Annotated in this window: 16 protein-coding genes; 6 read left to right on the top strand and 10 right to left on the bottom strand. The window is 67.0% G+C overall.

From position 1 onward, the window contains the following. Positions 1–12: 12 nt before the first annotated feature. The 6 genes from rbfA to rimP all read right to left on the bottom strand — a co-directional run bounded on the left by rbfA (position 13) and on the right by rimP (position 6,506). Positions 13–402: a 30S ribosome-binding factor RbfA gene (rbfA, locus tag ACH0AE_RS03450; RefSeq protein ID WP_294442627.1), complete on the bottom strand. Its 390-nt coding sequence runs from the start codon at positions 400–402 to the stop codon at positions 13–15. Between the two features lie 44 nt (positions 403–446). Then, the gene (gene infB, locus ACH0AE_RS03445) at positions 447–3,266 is read right to left on the bottom strand and encodes a translation initiation factor IF-2 (protein ID WP_406875445.1); all 2,820 of its coding nucleotides are present in this window, start codon (positions 3,264–3,266) and stop codon (positions 447–449) included. Then, positions 3,263–4,003 (bottom strand): DUF448 domain-containing protein, encoded by a 741-nt coding sequence (locus ACH0AE_RS03440; protein WP_294443573.1) that lies wholly within the window; start codon positions 4,001–4,003, stop codon positions 3,263–3,265. Before ACH0AE_RS03440 ends, infB begins: the two co-directional genes overlap by 4 nt. A gap of 63 nt (positions 4,004–4,066) precedes the next feature. Further along, the gene (locus ACH0AE_RS03435; protein WP_294443572.1) at positions 4,067–4,333 is read right to left on the bottom strand and encodes a 4-oxalocrotonate tautomerase family protein; all 267 of its coding nucleotides are present in this window, start codon (positions 4,331–4,333) and stop codon (positions 4,067–4,069) included. After that, positions 4,333–5,955, bottom strand: a complete 1,623-nt coding sequence (gene nusA, locus ACH0AE_RS03430) for a transcription termination factor NusA (protein WP_294443571.1) — start codon at positions 5,953–5,955, stop codon at positions 4,333–4,335. Before nusA ends, ACH0AE_RS03435 begins: the two co-directional genes overlap by 1 nt. Further along, positions 5,955–6,506 (bottom strand): ribosome maturation protein RimP, encoded by a 552-nt coding sequence (rimP, locus tag ACH0AE_RS03425; RefSeq protein ID WP_294443570.1) that lies wholly within the window; start codon positions 6,504–6,506, stop codon positions 5,955–5,957. Before rimP ends, nusA begins: the two co-directional genes overlap by 1 nt. Before the next feature lie 247 nt (positions 6,507–6,753). On the opposite strand from rimP, the gene ACH0AE_RS03420 reads away from it, so the two are divergent. Then, positions 6,754–6,897 carry a lmo0937 family membrane protein gene (locus ACH0AE_RS03420; RefSeq protein WP_294443569.1) on the top strand — a complete coding sequence of 48 codons (144 nt, stop codon included), beginning with the start codon at positions 6,754–6,756 and terminating at the stop codon, positions 6,895–6,897. Between the two features lie 30 nt (positions 6,898–6,927). Here the strand turns inward: ACH0AE_RS03420 and ACH0AE_RS03415 are convergent, their stop codons facing one another. The 4 genes from ACH0AE_RS03415 to ACH0AE_RS03400 all read right to left on the bottom strand — a co-directional run bounded on the left by ACH0AE_RS03415 (position 6,928) and on the right by ACH0AE_RS03400 (position 11,110). Beyond that, complete coding sequence (locus tag ACH0AE_RS03415) at positions 6,928–7,326, bottom strand: polyketide cyclase (protein WP_294443568.1); 399 nt, start codon at positions 7,324–7,326, stop codon at positions 6,928–6,930. Positions 7,327–7,334: 8 nt separating this feature from the next. Further along, the gene (locus ACH0AE_RS03410) at positions 7,335–8,633 is read right to left on the bottom strand and encodes a dihydrolipoamide acetyltransferase family protein (RefSeq protein WP_294443567.1); all 1,299 of its coding nucleotides are present in this window, start codon (positions 8,631–8,633) and stop codon (positions 7,335–7,337) included. A gap of 7 nt (positions 8,634–8,640) precedes the next feature. Further along, complete coding sequence (locus tag ACH0AE_RS03405; protein WP_294443577.1) at positions 8,641–9,645, bottom strand: alpha-ketoacid dehydrogenase subunit beta; 1,005 nt, start codon at positions 9,643–9,645, stop codon at positions 8,641–8,643. A 181-nt stretch (positions 9,646–9,826) separates the two neighbouring features. Continuing rightward, on the bottom strand, positions 9,827–11,110 hold the full coding sequence (locus ACH0AE_RS03400) for a 3-methyl-2-oxobutanoate dehydrogenase (2-methylpropanoyl-transferring) subunit alpha (RefSeq protein ID WP_294443576.1): 1,284 nt from the start codon (positions 11,108–11,110) through the stop codon (positions 9,827–9,829). Between the two features lie 197 nt (positions 11,111–11,307). Here ACH0AE_RS03400 and ACH0AE_RS03395 point away from each other — a divergent pair, with 197 nt between their 5' ends. The 5 genes from ACH0AE_RS03395 to ACH0AE_RS03375 all read left to right on the top strand — a co-directional run bounded on the left by ACH0AE_RS03395 (position 11,308) and on the right by ACH0AE_RS03375 (position 19,698). After that, positions 11,308–12,063 (top strand): ImuA family protein, encoded by a 756-nt coding sequence (locus ACH0AE_RS03395; RefSeq protein ID WP_294443566.1) that lies wholly within the window; start codon positions 11,308–11,310, stop codon positions 12,061–12,063. Further along, entirely contained in the window at positions 11,972–14,176 is a 2,205-nt protein-coding gene (locus ACH0AE_RS03390) for a DUF6504 family protein (protein WP_294443565.1), read from the top strand. Before ACH0AE_RS03395 ends, ACH0AE_RS03390 begins: the two co-directional genes overlap by 92 nt. A 15-nt stretch (positions 14,177–14,191) precedes the next feature. Beyond that, positions 14,192–17,449 (top strand): error-prone DNA polymerase, encoded by a 3,258-nt coding sequence (locus tag ACH0AE_RS03385; protein WP_294443564.1) that lies wholly within the window; start codon positions 14,192–14,194, stop codon positions 17,447–17,449. Between the two features lie 69 nt (positions 17,450–17,518). Further along, complete coding sequence (locus ACH0AE_RS03380; RefSeq protein ID WP_294443563.1) at positions 17,519–18,832, top strand: cytochrome P450; 1,314 nt, start codon at positions 17,519–17,521, stop codon at positions 18,830–18,832. Next, on the top strand, positions 18,769–19,698 hold the full coding sequence (locus ACH0AE_RS03375) for an acyl-CoA thioesterase domain-containing protein (RefSeq protein ID WP_294443562.1): 930 nt from the start codon (positions 18,769–18,771) through the stop codon (positions 19,696–19,698). Before ACH0AE_RS03380 ends, ACH0AE_RS03375 begins: the two co-directional genes overlap by 64 nt. Positions 19,699–19,738: the final 40 nt, after the last annotated feature.

Raw genomic sequence — 19,738 nt, 5'->3', positions numbered from 1 at the left:
GCAGCCGGCGGCTTACTCCTCGCCCGCCTCCAGGTCGCGCGCCACGGTGGGCGATCGTAGCAGCTGGTCGATATGGCTGCCCTCGTCGAAGCTCTCGTCGCTCAGGAACTTCAGGCGCGCGGCATATTTCATCTTCACCCGCCGCGCGACTTCGCGCTGCAGATAGGCGGTGTTGGTACGCAGCGCCTTCAGCACCGCTTCCTCGTCCTTGCCCAGCAGCGGCTTCACGAACACCGTCGCATGGCGCAGGTCGGGGGACATGCGCACTTCGGTGATGCTCACCAGGTGAGTCGTGAGCACGTCGTCATGCACGTCGCCGCGCTGCAGGATCTCCGACAGGATATGACGCACCTGCTCGCCAACGCGCAGAGTACGGACGGATTTTTCTGGTTGATCGGTCATCGTGAGACTCCCCTCTCCCCGCATGGGGGAGAGGGTTCATGTCCTTACAGCGTGCGTTCGCGCAGCTCGACCTCGAACGTTTCGAGGAAGTCGCCCGGGCGGATGTCGGTGAAGTTCTGCGTGAACGTCACACCGCATTCCAGACCAGCGCGAACCTCGGGCACGTCGTCCTTGAAGCGCCGCAGCGAAGCAATTTCGCCATTGTAGATAATGACGTCGTTGCGCGTGATGCGGGCCTTGAGCGCCTTGCGGATGACACCCTCGACCACCAGCAGACCGGCCGCCTTGCCGTGCTTGCCGGCGGAGAAGACCTCGCGGATTTCGGCGCGGCCAACGACCGTCTCGAACGCCTCGGGGCCAAGCTCGCCCGCCATACCGGCGCGGATCTCGTCGATCAGGTCATAGATGACGTCGTAATATTTCAGCGCCACCTTGTGCCGCTCGGCGATCTCGCGCGCCTTGGCATTGGCACGGACGTGGAAGCCGATGATCGGCGCGCCCGAGGCCGCAGCCGCGTTCACGTCGCTCTCGGTGATGCCGCCGACGCCCGAATGCAGGATGCGCGCGCGGATGTCGTCGGTCGAGATCTTGTTGATCGCAGCGACGATCGCCTCGACGGTCCCTTGCGTATCCGCCTTCACCACCAGCGGATATTCGATCGCCTTGTTCGCTGCCAGCGCAGAGAACATGCTCTCGAGGCTCGCCGGCGCCGCCGTCGTGCGCTTCTGCGTCAGCACGCCCTGGCGATATTCCGCCACTTCGCGTGCTCGCGCTTCGCTCTCGACCACCTGCAGCTGGTCACCAGCCGACGGCGTGCCCGAAATGCCAAGCACCTCGACCGGGGTCGACGGGCCCGCTTCCTTCAGCTGGCGACCCTTGTCGTCGACCATCGCACGCACCTTGCCGCTTTCCGCGCCGACGACGAACACGTCGCCGACCTTCAGCGTGCCGCGGGTGACGAGCACGGTGGCAACCGGGCCACGGCCCTTGTCCAGCTTCGCCTCGATCACGCTGCCTTCGGCATCGCGGTCGGGGTTGGCCTTCAGGTCCATCAGCTCGGCCTGCAGCTGGATCTTCTCGATCAGCTCGTCGAGGCCGGTCTTCTTCAGCGCGGAGACCTCGACGTCCTGCGTCTCGCCGCCCATCGCCTCGACCTGGATGTCATGCTCCAGCAGGCGCTCGCGCACGCGCTGGGCATTGGCATCGTGCTTGTCGATCTTGTTGATCGCCACGATCATCGGCTTGCCGGCCGCCTTGGTGTGATTGATCGCCTCGATCGTCTGCGGCATCAGCCCGTCGTCTGCGGCAACCACCAGCACCACGATATCGGTGACGTCGGCACCACGCGCACGCATGGCGCTGAACGCCTCGTGGCCCGGCGTGTCGAGGAAGGTGATCTTCGACTTGTCCTTCAGCGTCACCTGATAGGCGCCGATATGCTGCGTGATGCCACCGGCCTCGCCGCGCACCACGTCGGTGCCGCGCAGCGCGTCGAGCAGGCTGGTCTTGCCATGGTCAACGTGGCCCATGATCGTCACGACCGGCGGACGCGGCTTCAGATCGGCCTCGGCGTCGGGCGCGGTATCCAGCACCAGATCGATGTCGCTGTCGCTGACGCGCACGACATTGTGGCCGAATTCGGTGACCAGCAGCTCGGCCGTATCCTGGTCGATCGTCTGCGTCATGGTGACGGGCGAACCCATCTTGAACAGCGCCTTCACCAGGTCAGCGCCGCGTTCCGCCATGCGGTTCGCCAGCTCCTGGACGGTGATCGCCTCCGGCACCTGAACGTCGCGGACCTGCTTGGCCTGCGGTTCGCGCGGGCCGGTCCAGCCACGCTTTTCCTTTTCGCGCGCACGCTTCAGCGCGGCGAGCGAGCGGGCGCGTGCGCCATCCTCGTTCAGCGCGCGGGTAACCGTCAGCTTGCCGCCACGACGCTCGTCGCCCTTGCGGTCGCGCTGCTGCGGACGCGCCGGCGCCGCATTGTTGCGCGGCGTCGCCTGCCCCGACGGCAGGTTGCGCTGCTGCGGGGTGGACGACGAGGACGACGACGAAGCGGTCGCGGTGGGCTGCGCAGGCTCGGACTTCGGCTCGGGCTTGGGCTGCGGCTTAGGGATCTCCGGGCGCGGCACCGGCGAGAAGCGGCGCGGCGCCGGCATCGACGGATCCCGGCTCAGTTCCAGCACGGGCGGCGGCGCAGGCGGTGCCGGCGGCGCAGCCTTGGGCGCGCGCGGTGCTGGCGTAGCGGCAGCACGCACGACTTCCGGCTCATGCGCCGGCGCGGCCGGTGCAGGCGTTGCCGCCGGCGCGTCAGACGGTTCCGCCGCCGCGGGCGTCACGTCAGCCTTCGGCTCTTCCGCTGCAGGCGCCGGCGTAGCAGCCGCCTCGGGAGCCTTCGTCGGCTCGGGCGCGGGCTCGGCCTTGGGTTCCGGTGCAGCGGCGGCAGCAGCGGCAGCGGCGCGCTCTTCCGCACGGCGGCGCTCCTCCTCGGCCTGGCGGGCGCGCTCGGCTTCCTCGCGCAGACGCTGCTCTTCCAGCGCGCGCATCCGCTGCGCTTCGGCCTCGCGCAACAGGCGGGCCTGGCGCTCCTGCGGCGTCTCGTTCGACGGCGGGCGCGCGGGTGCGGGCGCCGGGGCAGGCGCCTGCTGGACCGGCGCGGGCGCAGCTTCAGGCGCCGCAACCTGCTCGGCCGGGGCGGGGTCGCCCGGCCGGCGCATCGGGCGCGCCTTCTTCGTCTCCACGATCACCGTATTCTTGCGGCCGTGACTGAAGCTTTGCTGCACCTTGCCGGTCTCGACCGTGCGCCGAAGGCCCAAGGGCGCGCGCATGCCAAGTTTCGGCTTTTCGTTGTCGGTGTCGCTCACTCAAATTCCTCGTGTGTCGTCACGGCCGGTACGCGCCCGGAAAGTCCGGGCGCCGATGCGCCTTGCGCGGCCGTTGCGCAAGATGCGGAGTCTAAAGCGCCCATCAAAGTGTCACCTTGACGGGCTTCTACAGGGTCGGGGCCGATAAAGCGCCGCCAGCGATCGAGTGCTTCGCCCAATCTGCCGGCCGCCATGCGGTCGATGACGCCGATATGTACCACGTTCTCGCGGCCCAGCGCCATCGACAATATGGGGCGTGGGACCGGAAGAACCAACCCCTCAAGATCGCTGCCCTCCCGATCGGATCCCACGCGCCATGCTTGGGCAAGCCGGCGACGGCCGTCCTCGCTGGCGTCCGACGCATGATAAAGCGCGAATACCCGCCCTTTGCGCGCCGCCTCGACGATGCGCTCCGATCCCGTCAGCACCATGCCGGCGCGCGATTCCAGCCCCAGCCGGTCGAGCGCATTTCGCTCGAGTGCAATGGCGATCAGCGCCGGCAGATCGTCCGGTACGGTGAAGGTGCCGGTCTTGAACGAACGGGCAAGCGCGCCGCGCAGCTTGCCCTTGGCCTGCGCCTCGGCAAGCTCGGCCGCAGTCACGCCGATCCAGGCGCCGCGGCCCGGCGCCTTCGCGCGCACGTCAGGCAGCACGCGTCCTTCGGGCGCCAGCGCCAGCCGGATGAGATGCGCCGGCGACGACGAGTCGCGGGTCAGGATACAGGTACGCTCGCTCATCGCCGCGCCTCCTTCGGAAGCGCGTCGCAACGCGAGACACTGATACGGGGCGGCGTTAGCGCATCATTGTGAGGGTTCCGCATGTGCGTCTCCCTCACTTGGCACCTTGGCACTTGGCACCTTGGCACTTGGCACCTTCGGCGCGTCCCGGTCGGCGATCAGCACGCCGCCGGCACCATAATTCTCGGTCGAAACTTCCTCGATCACGATCTGCACCGCGGCCGGGTTCTTGCCCAGCCGCGTGACCAGCGAGGACGTGACGTCAGCCACAATCCCCGCCTTCTGCTCCTTGGATGCGGAGCCCGACAGTCTGATCGATACGAACGGCATCAGGCGTTCGATTCCTCCGTTGCGGCCGCCGGCTCGCCAGCGTCCTCATTCTCGTCCTCGAACCAATGGGCGCGGGCAGCCATGATGATCTCGTTGCCCTGCTCCTCGGTCAGGCCATACTGGCCCAGCACGCCGCCCTTGTGCTCCGGCCGGCGCGGCGCATCCTCGTTGCGGCGACGCGGCTCGGCGCGCTTCTTCTCGATCAGCTCGTCGGTCGCCAGATCGGCGAGATCGTCGAGCGTCTTGATGCCCGCCTTGCCCAACGTGACGAGCATCGCCTCGGTCAGGTACGGCAGCTCGGCCAGCGCATCCTCGACGCCCAGCGCACGGCGCTCGTCGCGGTTCGCCTGCTCGCGACGCTCGATCGCCTCGGCAGCGCGGCTCTGCAGCTCCTGCGCGAGATCCTCGTCGAAGCCTTCGATCGCGGCGAGCTCGTCGAGCTCGACATAAGCGACCTCTTCCATCTCGGTGAAGCCTTCGGCGACCAGCAGCTGCGCCAGCGTCTCGTCAACGTCGAGCTCGTTCTGGAACATCTCGGTGCGGGCGACGAAGTCCTGCTGGCGCTTCTCGCTCGAATCGGTCTCGGTCATGATGTCGATCGCCTTGCCGGTCAGCTGGCTGGCGAGGCGAACGTTCTGGCCGCGGCGGCCGATGGCAAGGCTCAGCATGTCATCGGGAACGACGACTTCGATCCGCTCCTCTTCCTCGTCGATGATCACGCGGCTGACGTTTGCCGGCTGCAGCGCGTTGACGACGAAGGTCGCGATGTCGGGCGACCAGGGGATGATGTCGATCTTCTCGCCCTGCATTTCCTGCACGACGGCCTGAACGCGGCTGCCCTTCATGCCGACGCAGGCGCCGACCGGGTCGATCGAGGAATCGTGGCTGATGACACCGATCTTGGCGCGGCTCCCAGGGTCGCGGGCGGCGGCCTTGATCTCGATGATGCCGTCGTAGATCTCGGGCACTTCCTGCGCGAACAGCTTCTTCATGAAGTCGGGATGCGCGCGGCTGAGGAAGATCTGCGGCCCGCGGTTTTCGCGCACCACCTTCAGGATCAGCGACCGGATACGATCGTTCACGCGCACCACTTCGCGCGGGATCTGCTGGTCGCGGCGGATCACGCCCTCGGCGCGGCCCAGGTCGACGACAATGTGCCCGAACTCGACGCGCTTGACGACCCCGGTGATGATCTCACCCGCGCGGTCCTTGAACTCCTCATACTGGCGCTCGCGCTCGGCGTCGCGCACCTTCTGGAAGATGGTCTGCTTGGCGGCCTGTGCCTGGATGCGGCCGAATTCGATTGGCGGCAGCGGATCGACCAGGAAGTCGCCGACGCTCGCGCCCGCCTGCAGCTTCTGCGCGCCCTTCAGGTCAACCTGCTTGTAGATGTCGTCGACCTGCTCGACCACCTCGACGACGCGCCACAGCCTGAGGTCGCCGTTGTTCGGGTCCAGCTTCGCGCGGATATCCATTTCCTGGCCGTAGCGGGTACGTGCCGCACGCTGGATCGCATCCTCCATCGCCTCGATGACGATCGCCTTGTCGATCATCTTCTCGCTGGCGACGCTGTTGGCGATCGCGATCAGTTCCGCGCGGTTCGCGGTGACGCCGGTAGCCATTACTCGGTTTCCTCTGCTTCGATTTCTTCTTCTTCCGCGCCCTCGACGGAGAGCGGGACGGTGGCAGCGATCAATTTGTCGGTCAGCACCAGCTTCGCATCGATGATCCGACCGAAGGGAACGTGGGCGACCGTGCCGGTACGATTGCGGATGGCGATGTCCTCACCCTCAACGCCGGCAATCTCGCCGCGGAACTGCTTCTGCCCGTCGAGCGGCGCGTCCAGTGTCAGCTTCGCCTCATGCCCGGTCCAGTCGGTGTAATCCGACAGGCGCGTCAGCGGGCGATCGATGCCGGGGCTCGACACTTCCAGGCGATAGGCGCCCTCGATCGGGTCACGCCCTTCTTCCTCCAGCACGTCGAGCACGTCGGAGATGCGGCGCGACAGGTCGGCGCAATCGTCGATCGTCAGCTGCCGCGTATCGGGCCGCTCGGCCATCACCTGCAGCGTGCGCTCGTCACCCTTGCCGAACAGCGCGACACGCACGAGGTCGAAGCCGAGCGCCTTCGCCTCGGTCTCGATCATCTGGGTCAGCGCGGCAATATCCGCCATCGGGGCTCCACATACACACAGGTTGTTGCCGCCGCGAAGCCTTGCCCCGCGACCCCTCGCATCTGACGATGTAAGAGAAAGCACAGCCAATATAGATCGGGATGGGTTGCGGAGCAATCCCCCACCGGCGGGCAGGCCGCATCCATCATCCACGGGGCCGGGCACGTGTTACACAATGTTGCCGGCCAGCACGGAACGGTCGCTCCACGGCATCGTTCACAAGGCATAAGCTTGAAAGGAACGCGCCTTGCTCTGGACGATCGTTGTTATCCTGTTGATCCTGTGGCTCCTCGGCTTTAGCCTGCATGTCGCCGGCGGCCTGATCCACATTCTCCTGGTGATCGCACTGATCGTCGGCCTCGTGCAGCTCTTTACCGGCCGCCGCGTCTAGCGACTTGCGTCCGGCCGGCGCGGCGAATCGTCAGCCGCGCTCGGCCAGCGCCTTCAGCGTCGCCAGGTCCTTGCGGATCCAGCGGCGGTCGCGCGCAAACGCCTCGTCATCCATGCCGGGCTGGCGGAACAGCGTCAGCTGAACCTCCGCGCCTTCGCCATTGGCGATCACGCGCAGCGGCACGTTCACCGGCTCCCCGCCGTCCGGCTCGACGCGATGATCCATCACGCCAAACTCGTTGTGCGGCGTAAAGAAGACGCGGATTCCACCGTCCGCGCCCTCGCCGACCCACGAGTCGCCATCCTCGCGCAGCGCGAACTCGCTGAGCCCTGAGGCCCAGCGCGGGAAGGCCGTCGGGCGCCAGAACGCCTCGTAAACCTCTCGCCATGGCCGCGCGATCGTGACGGACAGGACGATAGCGGGAAGCATCGCCCCCCTCAGTCCGCAAACAGCAGCACGGGCGTCTCGAGCAGCTTCTTCACCGCCTGGACGTAGCTTGCCGCATCCCAGCCATCGACCACACGGTGGTCGCAACTGATCGACAGGTTCATCAGCTTCGCGCGCACAATATCATCCCCTCGGAACACCGGCCGCTCGACGATCTTGTTCGGCCCGATGATCGCCACTTCCGGCCGGTTGATCACCGGCGTCGTCGCGATACCGCCCAGCGGGCCGAGCGAGGTAACGGTAATTGTCCCGCCGCCCAGCTCCTCGGGCTTCAGCTTCTGCGTGCGCGCCGCTTCCGCCAAGCGCCCGATCTCGGCGGCGAGCTGCCAGACGTTCTTGTCCTGCGCATCGCGGATCACCGGCACGGTAAGGCCCGCATCGGTCTGCGCCGCCATGCCGAGATGCACCCGGCCCGACCGCGTCACCACGCCCGCCTCGTCGTCATAGCGCGCGTTCAGCATCGGGAAGTCCGGCAACGTGCGGCAGATCGCGACGATCAGGAACGGCAGCATGGTCAGCTTCGGCCGCTGCCCGCGATTGTCGTTCAGGTCGGCACGCATATCCTCCAGCGCCGTCACGTCGATCTCGTCGACATAAGTGAAGTGCGGGATGTTGCGCTTCGACGCGGCCATGTTCTCGGCAATGCGACGACGCATCCCGATCACCTTGACCTGCTCGTCCGCGCGCGCACGGCTGGCATGCGGCGGGTGATAGCCCTGCCCGCCCGCGTAGCGCAGGTACGCGTCCAGATCGGCGTGGCGGATGCGATCGCCTTCCGACACCTTCACCTCGGACAGGTCGACGCCCAGATCCTTCGCGCGCGCCCGCACCGCGGGCGAAGCAAGGACGGGAGCCGTTGGCGATGCCGCGGCATCAGCCGGAGCCACGTCCGCAGCGGGTGCAGCAGGAGCCGGCGTGGCAGGAGCGGCTTCCACCACCTCCTCGACCCCCGGGTTCTCCGCCTCGAACGCCTCGGCTTCGTCCGCGCCGCCCAGCTTGTGCTCGACGTCCGCCGCCGTCTCGCCCTCCGGCTCCACCGCGCCATCGGCATCGGTCTCGATCACCACCAGCATCGCGCCGATCGCGATCTGGTCGCCGACCTCGCCGGCCAGCTCCACCACCACGCCGGACACCGGCGATTCCATCTCGACCGTCGCCTTATCGGTCATCATGTCTGCGATATTCTGGTCTTCCTCGACGCGGTCGCCCACCGCGACGTGCCAGCCGACGATCTCCGCCTCGGCAATGCCTTCGCCGATGTCCGGCAGCTTGAAGGTAAAACGCGCCATGTGCCGATCAGTCCTTCAGAATCTTCTTGAGGGCCATGCCGATGCGCACGGGGCCCGGGAAATATGCCCATTCCAGGCTGTGCGGATAAGGCGTGTCGAAACCCGTCACGCGCTCCACCGGCGCCTCGAGATGGTAGAAACAGCGCTCCTGAACCAGCGCCGACAGCTCCGCACCGAACCCGCCGGTGCGCGTCGCCTCATGCACGATCAGGCAGCGCCCGGTCTTCTTCACGCTCTCCTCGATCGTCTCGATGTCGAGCGGCACCAGGCTGCGCAGGTCGATGATCTCGGCATCGACGCCGGTATCCTCCACCACCTGCGCACAGACGTGCACCATCGTGCCATAGGCCAGCATCGTCACCGCCTCGCCCTCGCGGACGACGGCGGCCTTGCCGATCGGGATCTTGTAATAGCCGCTCGGCACGTCGCCGCCGGGATGCTTGGACCAGTTCGCCGCCGGCCGGTCCCAATGGCCGTTGAACGGCCCGTTGTAGATGCGTTTGGGCTCGAAGAAGATCACCGGATCATTGTCCTCGATCGCGGAGATCAGCAGGCCCTTGGCATCATACGGCGTCGACGGGATCACGGTCTTCAGGCCCGATACGTGGGTGAAGATGCCTTCCGGGCTCTGCGAGTGCGTCTGCCCGCCGAAGATGCCGCCGCCGAACGGCGATCGCACCGTGATCGGCGCGGTGAATTCCCCGCCCGAACGATAACGCAGCCGCGCCGCCTCGCTGACGAGCTGGTCGAGCGCGGGATAGATGTAATCGGCGAACTGGATCTCTGGCACGGGCCTCAGGCCATAGGCACCCATGCCGATCGCGACGCCGATGATGCCGATTTCGGTGATCGGCGTGTCGAACACGCGCGTCTTGCCATATTTCGCCTGCAGGCCCGCGGTCGCGCGGAACACGCCGCCGAAATAGCCGACGTCCTCGCCCATCACCACCACGTCCGGGTCGCGCGCCATCATCACGTCCATGGCGGAATTGATCGCCTGGATCATGTTCATGCGCTGGGTGGCATCGGTGCCATCCGCGGCTCCGGCCGCTTCAGCCTGTGCAGTTTCGATCTGCGTGTCGGTCATAGCATGTCACCGTCACCCCGGCCCTGAGCCGGGGTCCCGCTGTTTTGAAGCGGGAGAAGAGAAGCGGGGTCCCGGATCAAGCCCGGGGTGACGACAGAGGAGAGGCTCACTTGCGCGCCCATGGCCGCCCGCTTTCCTCTTCCTCGGCCAGCATCTGCGCCTGCTGTTCGCGCAAATGCCACGGCATCTCCTCGAACACGCCGTCGAACAACGTGTCGAGCGGCTGGTGCAGGCCATGGCCAAGGATGCCGTTCTTCTCGGCTTCCTTCTGCGCGGCCTTCACCGCGTCGGCAACTTCCTTGTCCATCGCCGCGTGGCGTTCCTCGTCCCATTCGCCGATGGCGATCAGGTGGTCCTTCAGCCGCCGGATCGGGTCGCCCAGCGGCCATGCCGTTGGTTCGCCCGCGCTGCGATATTGCGACGGATCGTCGGAGGTGGAGTGCCCCTCGGCACGATAGGTGAAATGCTCGATCAACGTCGGGCCCTGGTTGGTCCGCGCGCGCTCCGCCGCCCATTGCGTCGCGGCATAGACCGCCAGCGCGTCATTGCCGTCGACCCGTAGGCCAGCGATGCCATAGCCCACGGCGCGCGCGGCAAAGGTCGTCGCCTCCGCGCCGGCAAAGCCGGAAAAGCTTGAAATCGCCCATTGGTTGTTGACGACGTTGAAGATCACCGGCGCGCGGTAGACGGTGGCGAAGGTCAGCGCGGAGTGGAAGTCGCCTTCCGCGGTCGATCCCTCGCCGCACCAGGTGGCGGCGATGCGCGTGTCACCCTTCGATGCCGACGCCATCGCCCAGCCCACGGCCTGCGGATATTGCGTCGTCAGGTTGCCGGAGATCGAGAAGAAGCTGAAGCGCTTTTCCGAATACATGATCGGCAGCTGCTTTCCCTGCAGCTTGTCGCCCGTGTTCGAATAGATCTGGTTCATCATGTCGACCAGCGGGCAGCCGCGCGCGATCAGCAGGCCCTGCTGGCGATACGACGGAAAGCACATGTCGTCGGCGTCCAGCGCATAGGCCTGCGGCACGGCGACCGCCTCCTCGCCCAGCGACTTCATGTAGAAGCTGGTCTTGCCCTGCCGCTGCGCGCGGAACATGCGCTCGTCGAACGCGCGCACCGTTGCCATGTGGCGCAGCATGCGCCGCAGCGTGTCGGGTGACAGCTTGGGATTCCATGGGCCGACGGCCTGGTTGTTCTCGTCCAGCACCCGCACCATCGTGTAAACGAGGTCGGTGAAGGCGCGTGGGTCCTCGGCCGTGTCGGGCCGGCGCACGGATCCTGCCGCGGGAACATCGACGTCCGCGAAATCCACCGTGTCGCCGGGTCGAAACTTGGGCTCGGGCACATGCAGCGCGAGCGGGGGCAAATTGCTGCGGGCGGCGTCCGCCATGATCTCTCCGGTCTGAAAACCGCCGGCAAAACGCACCAGCGGGTCCTTGGAGCCCTTGTTATAAAATTTCAAAGCGCCGCGCTAGTGATGGTTGCAGCTGAAACGATCAGCGCGGAAATCAGGGCGCGGTTTTGCCTGATTGACTCTGATGACTGTTGGAACAAAATGGGAACAACAGTCTTGATCGAGTCGTGCCAGTGTCCTCTCCCGCCGTCATTGCAGAGCTTCGCGAAACGCTCCGCGCCATTGAAGGCGACGGTCATCGCCGGCGTGAAACCCTGCCGTTCGGGATTGCGCAAGTTGATTCGCGGCTGGCCGATGGCGGGCTGCGGCTGGATGCCCTGCACGAGGTCGCGGCCGGCTCTGCCGAAATGTCGGACGATGCCGCCGCCACCTTGTTCATGGCCGGGATCGCCGCGCGTGCCTGGGGCCCGATCCTGTGGGTCGTGCGTCGCCGCGATCTGTTCGCTCCCGGCCTCTATCAGGCAGGGCTGACGCCCGAACGCGTCCTTTATGCCGAGGCACGCGATGATGCCGAATTGCTCGCGCTGATGGAGGAAGGGCTGCGTCACCGCGGCCTTGGTGCGGTGATCGGCGAAGTGAAGCGCGCCGGCATGGGCGCCACCCGCCGGCTGCAACTCGCGGCAGAGGGGGGCCGCACGATCGCGCTCCTCATGCGCCGCCATGCGCGCGAGGATTCCGATCCGCTCGGCATGCCTTCTGCCGCGCTCACCCGCTGGCGAATCGGCGCTGCTCCTTCCGTTCCCCTGCGCTGCGGCAGCATGGGCCGTCCGCGCTGGTCCGTCTCGCTGGTGCGGCAACGCGGCGGCGAACCTTTCGATACTTTACTGGAGGCCTGCGATGACACGGGTCGTCTCGCTCTACCTGCCGCACTGGGCAATCGATCGCGTGCGCCGGGCCGAGCGTCGCCGCGCACCAACGCCGCGGCCTGAACCGGGAACCCCGCTCGATCTCGCGCCGCTCACCGCGGCGGTGGCCGAGGAACAGGTGCTGCAATGCGACGCGCCCAAGAACACCGGCTGGCGTCCCGGCGCCCGCTGGGCTCGCGGTGATGCGGCTGCGCCTGTTGAGAAGCGCTGGTCGCAATCGACGCGCGCCGATGTCGCACGTCAGGTGGAGGCCATGCCCGCGCACCAGCGCCCGCCGATGCGCGAAATGGGTCGCCGCAGCGAGGCCGCCGATCATCCCTTCCGCGCCATGCCGCCGGACGAGGGCGCGCGCCCCGTGCCGACGAGCCTTCCCGGGCGTCCCGATCCGGAGGACGTGCCCAATACCCGCTGGCGCGGTTTCGAGGGCCTCGATCCCAATGCTGACGACCGCGCCGCCGCCGCGCTCGCGCGGTGGAATGCCATGCCGTCGGTCCGCTACCCGGGCGAGGGTCCACATCCCGACAAGCACGCCCGGTGCGGCTCCAACGATGCCGGTGCCCATGTGCCGGGCGTCGCCGCCTTTTTCGACACTGGCCGCACCCTCGCCAACACCGTCGCCCGCGCCAGCAATCTCCAAAATCCCGCCAACCAACCCCATAAGCGCAATGTTCGAGAAGTTTGCGCCCCCCTCATCACCGTGCACAAGGTAGGCAGCCGCATCGAAATCGCCGCCGCCTCGCCCGAAGCACGCGCCCTCGGCCTCACGCCCGGCATGGCGCTGACCCAGGCACGCGCCTCCGTGCCCGACATCGACGTGCGCGATGCGGATGCCACCGGCGATCTCGCCGATCTGCAGCGCCTTGCCACCGCGCTCGCCCGCCGCTGGTGCCCGGTGGTTGCGCTGTCCGGCGAAGACGGCCTGTTCCTCGAGATCAGCGGCACCGCCCACCTTCACGGCGGCGAGGAAGCGATGGCGCGCCGCCTGCTGCGCCTGCTCGCCCGGCTCGGCATCACGGCGCAGCTGGCGATCGCCGACACTGCCGGCGCCGCCTGGGCCTTCGCGCGTCAGGCCGCGCCCGCTGCGATCATCCCGCCCGGCGCGCACGTCGCCGCGCTCGCCCCGCTGTCGGTCGCGGCGCTGCGCCTTGAGGATGCCGCGCGCGAGCTGCTCGCCCGGCTCGGTGTCGACACGATCGGCGAACTCATGGCGATGCCACGCGCCCCACTCGTCCGCCGCTTCGGCAAGGCAATTGCGCAGCGGCTCGACCAGGCGACCGGCGCCGTGCCCGAACCGCTCGATCCGATCATCCCGGTGCAGCCGATCGCCATCACCCGCCGCTTCGCCGAGCCGATCGCCACCGCCGATGCGATCGGCCATTGGTTGTCCGGCCTCGTCGATGATCTGGCAGACGCGCTGGCGAAGGCTGGGGTCGGTGCCCGCGCGCTCGCCTTCGTCGCCGCGCGTGTCGATTCGACCGATCAGGTGATCCGCATCGGCCTTGCCCGTGCCAGCCGCGAACCATCGCACCTCTTGCGCCTCATTGCCCGCCGCATCGAGGAAATCGACGTCGGCTACGGCCTTGACGCGCTGACGCTTCACCTCGTCCGCGCCGATCCGCTTGCCCCCGAAACGCTGGGCGCGGCCCTCGCGGAACAGCAGGCGCCCGATCTCGCCCCGCTGGTCGATACGCTCGCCAATCGCATCGGCCCGACGCGTCTGTGGCGGCACCAGCCGATCGAAAGCGATGTTCCCGAACGCTCGGTCGCCCCGCTGCCGCCGCTCGATCCCCCCGCCACTGCTGCCACCCGGCTGAAGCGCGACGACGTGCGTCAGCTCGACGCCCGCACGCCGGATCATGCCTGGCACCCGCGCTGGCCGCGCCCCCCGCGGCTACTGCGCCGGCCCGAGCGGATAGACCACGTCATCGCCGAAATGCCCGATCATGCGCCCCGCCGCTTCACGTGGCGTGGCCGCCCGCACCGAGTCACCCATTCCGACGGCCCCGAACGGATCACCGGCGAATGGTGGCGCCGCGCCGGTGAGCGCGACGGGGTGCGCGATTATTTCCGCGTCGAGGACGAACATGGCCACCGCTACTGGCTGTTCCGCCGCGGCGATGGCGTGCGCGCGGAAACGGGCGATCTCAGCTGGTACATCCATGGCACATTCGCGTGATCCGCATGGTGCCGCATGACCTACAGCGAGCTTCAGGTCACCACGCACTTCTCCTTCCTGCGCGGCGCATCCTCGTGCGAGCAACTGTTCGCCACCGCCGCGCTGATGGGGATGCCAGCGCTCGGCATCACCGATCGCAACTCGGTCGCCGGCGTGGTCCGCGCGCTCTACGCTACCGAACAGGTACGCAAGGATCAGGGGCTGGAGATCCGCTCCATCCCCGGCTGCCGGCTCGATCTTGTCACTGGCGAATCCCTGCTCGTCTGGCCGGAGGATCGCGCCGCCTGGAGCCGGCTCACCCGTCTGCTCACGCTCGGCAAGTCGCGTGCGGACGCACAACGCGGTGAAAAGGGGCAATGCTTCCTCCATTGGGAGGATGTCTCCGCTTACGCCGATGGCCTCGTTTCGGCGCTGGTGCCGGGGCGCAGCGGCGCGCCGCCCAATGCGCTCGCCGCCACCGCCGACATCTTCGGCAAGCGCGGCCATGTCTGCCTCACCCCCTGGCGCCGCCCGGGCGAGTGGCGGCGCTTCGCCGAGACGATCGCCGCCGCCACCGCTTACGGCCTCACCCCGCTCGCCACCGGCGACGTGCTTTACCACCATCCCGACCGACGGATGCTGCAGGATGTCGTCACCGCGATCCGCGAGAAATGCACCATCGACGAACTTGGCTTTCGCCGCGAACGCCATGCCGATCGCCATCTCCAGCCACCCGAGGAAATGGCGCGCCGCTTCGCTGCCCACCCCCATGCGCTCGCCGCGGTCGAGGCGATCGTCGAACGCTGCACCTTCTCGCTGCGCGACCTCGACTATCAATATCCCGACGAGATCATCATGTCCGGCCGCAGCGCGCAGGAAGCGCTGGAACGCCTGTCGCGCAACGCGCTCGCCGCCCGCTTCGATGGCCAACCACCCGACGCTTATACCCGGCAACTCGAACACGAACTCTTGCTCGTCGCGAAGATGGGCTACGCGCCGTATTTCCTCACCGTAAACTCGATCGTCAGCTACGCCCGCTCGATCGAGATCCTGTGCCAGGGCCGGGGATCGGCGGCCAATTCGGTCATCTGCTTCGTCCTTGGCATCACCTCGATCGACCCGATCAAGCACCAGCTCCTCTTCGAGCGCTTCGTCTCGGAGGAACGCCGCGAGCCGCCCGACATCGACATCGATTTCGAGCATGAACGGCGCGAGGAAGTGATCCAGTGGATCTACGAAACCTACGGCCGTGACCATGCCGCACTGACCGCCGTGGTCAGCCGCTTCCGTACCCGCGGCGCGATCCGCGAAGTCGGCAAGGTGCTCGGCCTGCCAGAGGACATGACCTCCGCGCTGGCCGGCCAGGTGTGGGGCTGGTCGAACGACGGCGTGCCCGACAGTCACGTACAGGCACTCAACCTCGACGCCGGCGAACCGCGCCTCGCGCTCGCGCTGGAGCTAGCCCGGGAACTGATCGGCACCCCGCGCCATTTGTCGCAGCACCCCGGCGGTTTCGTCCTGACGCGCGATCCGCTGCATGATCTCGTACCGATCGAGCCCGCCGCGATGGTCGATCGCCACGTCATCGAATGGGAAAAGGAGGATATCGAGCATCTCGGCTTCATGAAGGTCGATATCCTTGGCCTCGGCATGCTCGGGTGCATGCGCCGCGCGTTTGATCTGCTCGGCCAGCAAAAGGGCATCGCGATGACGATGGCCAGCGATCCCTTGCAGGACGACGATGAACCGACGTTCGAGATGATCCGCCAGGCCGATACGCTCGGCGTGTTCCAGATCGAGAGCCGCGCGCAGATGAGCATGCTGCCGCGCATGAAGCCGAAAAATTTCTACGACATCGCCATCCAGGTCGCGATCGTTCGTCCCGGCCCCATCCAGGGCGACATGGTGCATCCGTATCTGAAGCGCCGTGAAGGCAAGGAACTGGTCGAATACCCCAATGAGGCCTTGAAAGCGGTGCTGCAGAAGACACTTGGCGTGCCCTTGTTCCAGGAACAGGCGATGCAGGTCGCGATCATCGGCGCCGGCTTCACCCCAGGCGAGGCCGACTTGCTGCGCCGCGCGATGGCGACGTTCAAGATGACCGGCGGGGTGGGCGAGTTCCGCGAGAAGCTGATCGCGGGGATGCGCGCCAACGGCATCTCGCAGGCTTTCGCCGAACGGCTGGTGAAGCAGATTGAGGGGTTCGGCAGCTACGGCTTTCCCGAAAGCCACGCGGCCAGTTTCGCCAAGATCGCCTACGCCTCGTCATGGATGAAATGCCATCATCCCGACGTGTTCTGCGCGGCATTGCTCAACGCCCAGCCGATGGGTTTCTACGCCCCGGCGCAGATCGTCCGCGACGCCCGGGCGCATGGTGTCGAGATCCGGCCGGTATGCATCATGGCCAGCGAATGGGACACGACGCTGCTGGAGGATCGGAGGGCGCGAAAGCCGCTCCGCCTCGGCCTGCGCATCGTCCACGGGCTTTCCGCCGCCGATGCAGGCAAGATCCTCACCGCTCGCGCCGTCCGCCCCTTCACCTCCGTGGAGGATGTATGGCGCCGCTCTGGCGTACCGCTCGCCGCGCTGGAGAAGCTGGCCAAGGCCAATGCCTTTGCCGGCATGGGGCTCGATCGGCGGCAGGCGTTGTGGGCGATCCGCGGCCTTGGCGATACGCCGCTCCCGCTACTCGCCGCGATCGAGACGAAGGAGGATCCTGTCCACCTGCGGGCGCTCACCGCGGGGCGCGAGGTGGTGGAGGATTATCGCGCCACGCAACTCACGCTGCGCCAGCACCCGCTCACCTTCCTGCGCGATCGCTTGCGTGAACGGCGCTGCGTCCGCTGCGAGGACCTGAAGACGATCAAGGAAGATGCGCTGGTCGACATCGCCGGCATCATCCTCGTCCGCCAGCGACCGGGCAGCGCCAAGGGCGTGCTGTTCATCACCATCGAGGACGAAACGGGTGTCGCCAACGGCATCCTGTGGCCTGACCGGTTCGAGGCGCAGCGCCGCACCGTCATGTCCTCCGCGATGGTGAGCATCCGCGGGCGCGTGCAGAAAGAGGGCATCGTGATCCATGTCGTCGCGGATCTGATCACCGATCTCACCTGGATGCTGCGCGAGGTGGGCGAGATCGACCTCCCCTCCCTCGTCGCGCGCGGCGACGGCGCGACCCACCCCGGCGCCCCCGATCGCGGCGACGCCGGGTGGAAGCCGCGCAACCGTACGGATTATCATTATCGCGACAGGCCGGAGGACGTGATTCCGATCCGCAGCCACGACTTCCATTGATCTTGATAAAGCGATCGGCTTACGTCGCGGCGAGCCGGCGGTGCGACCGGCATGATGGAGAGAGATACCATGGCCACAGCCGCCGCCATTGCCGAACCGGACATCGGCCTCACCCCCAACGTTCCCTCGCCTGCTGACAAGGCCGCTCTCGATGCCGCGATCGTCGATCCCGACAGCTACGCGCATGAGGAGCGGTACCACGCGATCTTCAAATACCTGCGTGAGGAAGCGCCGGTTTATTGGTGCGAGCCAGAAGGCTATCGCCCGTTCTGGACCGTGGCGCGCCACGCGGACATCAAGCGGGTCGAACTCGATACCGACACGTTTCTCAACGACCCGCGCCTGACGCTGACGACCATCGCCGACGAGGAACGCGTCAAGGCGATTACCGGCGGCGACGGCAAACTGACCCGCAATCTCGTCAGCATGGACAACCCCGATCACCGCCACTTCCGCGCGATGACCCAGGGTTACTTCTCGGCCAAACACATGCGGCAGCTGGAAGAGGACATCCGCTTGCTGGCGAAAGAAAGCGTCGAGCAGATGGTCTCGCTCGGCGGCGAATGCGATTTTGCGACCGAGGTCGCGATCTGGTTCCCGCTGCGCGTCATCATGCTGACCCTCGGCGTGCCGCGTGAGGACGAGAAGTTCCTGATGAAGATCACCCAAGAAGTATTCGGCGCCCAGGACTTCGATCACATGCGGCCTGAAGAGATGGGTGGCCTCTTTGCTACCATCGCCGAATTCAACGCCTGGTGTGATCGCATCACTGCCGACCGCAAGGCCAACCCGCGCGACGACGTGTCGACCATCATCGCCAATGCCACCCTGACCGACGGTTCGCCGATGGGCAACATGGAGGCGATGAGCTATTACCTCATCATCGCCGCCGCGGGCCACGACACTACCAGTTCCTCCTCCTCCGCCGGCTTGCTCGAACTGATCCGCAATCCCGGCGAGCTTCAGAAGCTGCGCGACGACCCCGATCTGCTGCCCAACGCAGTCGACGAGATGATCCGCTGGTCCAGCCCGGTGAAGCATTTCTTCCGCACTGCCGCCGCGGATGCGGAAGTTGGCGGCATGCAGGTCAAGGCCGGCGACGGGCTTGTCATGGCCTATCCGTCCGCTAATCGCGACGCTGCGGTGTTCGAAGATCCTTTCGCATTCCGCGTCGATCGCGAGAATGTGCGCCAGCATCTCGCCTTCGGCTATGGCCCGCATCTGTGTCTGGGCCAGCATCTGGCCAAGATGGAGATGCGTATCCTGTTCGAGGAATTGCTCGCCCGCTTCGATGATTTCGAGCTCGCCGGCGAACCAGCATGGACCCGCGCCAGCTTCGTCAGCGGCTTGAAGCGCCTGCCGATCCGGTACCGCACGAAGTGAGCCGCAGCGATCCTGAGCGGCTGTACCCGGGCTTTCCGGGCAGCCGACCCAACGAGCATATCAGCACCATCCCGGCCTGCGCAGCACTCGGCATGCGCCAATGCGCGACCGTTGGCGAACCAGTGTCTACCTCGCTTGACGGGGCGCTGCCGGCCGTCTGCGACGCGGACGGACGCATATCACGCGGCGCAGCGCTGGTGCTTGCAGACCAGGCGACTGCCGGCGGCGTGTTCACCATCCTGCCGCGGCCAACGCCGATGATGACGCTGGACCTGCGTGTCGACTGGTTCGGCCCGCTGCCCGCCGGCCCGCTCGACTGCGTCATCGACGACGTGACGCGCGAGGGCGACCTGGCGCTGTCACGCGCTCGCCTGACGTCGAATGGCCAACCCGTCGGAGCCGCGATGGCACGATATCTGATTGGTTCGATGCCTGGCGGCACGCCGGGGCGGATGGATGAACGCCACGAGGTGCTGCCGCCCTCGCCCGCGCCAGACTTCGCCGCTTACCTCAGCGCGATCGCTTCAACTGACGGGCTGACGATGCAGCCGTGCGTGGAGCATGTCGGCGCGCCACTGCCCGCTTACCACGGCGGCGTGATCGCGGCATTGCTTGAACATGCCGGCGTGTCAGCGATCGATCCTGCCTTCCGCCCGCTCGATATCGAGATCCGCTTCCTGGCGCCTGCGCTCGCCACGCTACCGCTCGTCGCGCGTGTCACACCGCGTCGCACCGGCCGCCGCGCGGTGACGCTCGACATGGATGCACATCAGGGTGATCCGAACCGCCCCGTCGCGAGCGCCCGCATGCTGGGGATCACGGACGCGGCGGGGGAGCCCAGCCGCCACGAGCTGCCCCGCGGCTAAGAAGCCTTCCAGCCGCCGGCCGCCCGGCGGCTGGCGTCGC

This window comes from Sphingomonas sp. 179-A 2A2 NHS (genome assembly GCF_045371305.1).
Classification (GTDB): domain Bacteria; phylum Pseudomonadota; class Alphaproteobacteria; order Sphingomonadales; family Sphingomonadaceae; genus Sphingomonas.
The sequence above is the reverse complement of the archived record's forward strand: the minus strand, read 5'-3'. Positions and strand labels throughout refer to the sequence as shown.

What these genes read in the sequence shown, in the direction of transcription:
- nusA (WP_294443571.1), bottom strand. Translation starts at nt 5,955, where the DNA reads ATGGCTACCGGCGTCACCGCGAACCGCGCGGAACTGATCGCGATCGCC.
- ACH0AE_RS03415 (WP_294443568.1), bottom strand. Translation starts at nt 7,326, where the DNA reads ATGCTTCCCGCTATCGTCCTGTCCGTCACGATCGCGCGGCCATGGCGA.
- ACH0AE_RS03380 (WP_294443563.1), top strand. Translation starts at nt 17,519, where the DNA reads ATGGCCACAGCCGCCGCCATTGCCGAACCGGACATCGGCCTCACCCCC.
- ACH0AE_RS03405 (WP_294443577.1), bottom strand. Translation starts at nt 9,645, where the DNA reads ATGAACATGATCCAGGCGATCAATTCCGCCATGGACGTGATGATGGCG.
- ACH0AE_RS03390 (WP_294443565.1), top strand. Translation starts at nt 11,972, where the DNA reads ATGACACGGGTCGTCTCGCTCTACCTGCCGCACTGGGCAATCGATCGC.
- ACH0AE_RS03435 (WP_294443572.1), bottom strand. Translation starts at nt 4,333, where the DNA reads ATGCCGTTCGTATCGATCAGACTGTCGGGCTCCGCATCCAAGGAGCAG.
- rimP (WP_294443570.1), bottom strand. Translation starts at nt 6,506, where the DNA reads ATGGCGGATATTGCCGCGCTGACCCAGATGATCGAGACCGAGGCGAAG.
- ACH0AE_RS03410 (WP_294443567.1), bottom strand. Translation starts at nt 8,633, where the DNA reads ATGGCGCGTTTTACCTTCAAGCTGCCGGACATCGGCGAAGGCATTGCC.
- rbfA (WP_294442627.1), bottom strand. Translation starts at nt 402, where the DNA reads ATGACCGATCAACCAGAAAAATCCGTCCGTACTCTGCGCGTTGGCGAG.
- ACH0AE_RS03400 (WP_294443576.1), bottom strand. Translation starts at nt 11,110, where the DNA reads ATGGCGGACGCCGCCCGCAGCAATTTGCCCCCGCTCGCGCTGCATGTG.
- ACH0AE_RS03440 (WP_294443573.1), bottom strand. Translation starts at nt 4,003, where the DNA reads ATGAGCGAGCGTACCTGTATCCTGACCCGCGACTCGTCGTCGCCGGCG.
- ACH0AE_RS03375 (WP_294443562.1), top strand. Translation starts at nt 18,769, where the DNA reads ATGGACCCGCGCCAGCTTCGTCAGCGGCTTGAAGCGCCTGCCGATCCG.
- ACH0AE_RS03385 (WP_294443564.1), top strand. Translation starts at nt 14,192, where the DNA reads ATGACCTACAGCGAGCTTCAGGTCACCACGCACTTCTCCTTCCTGCGC.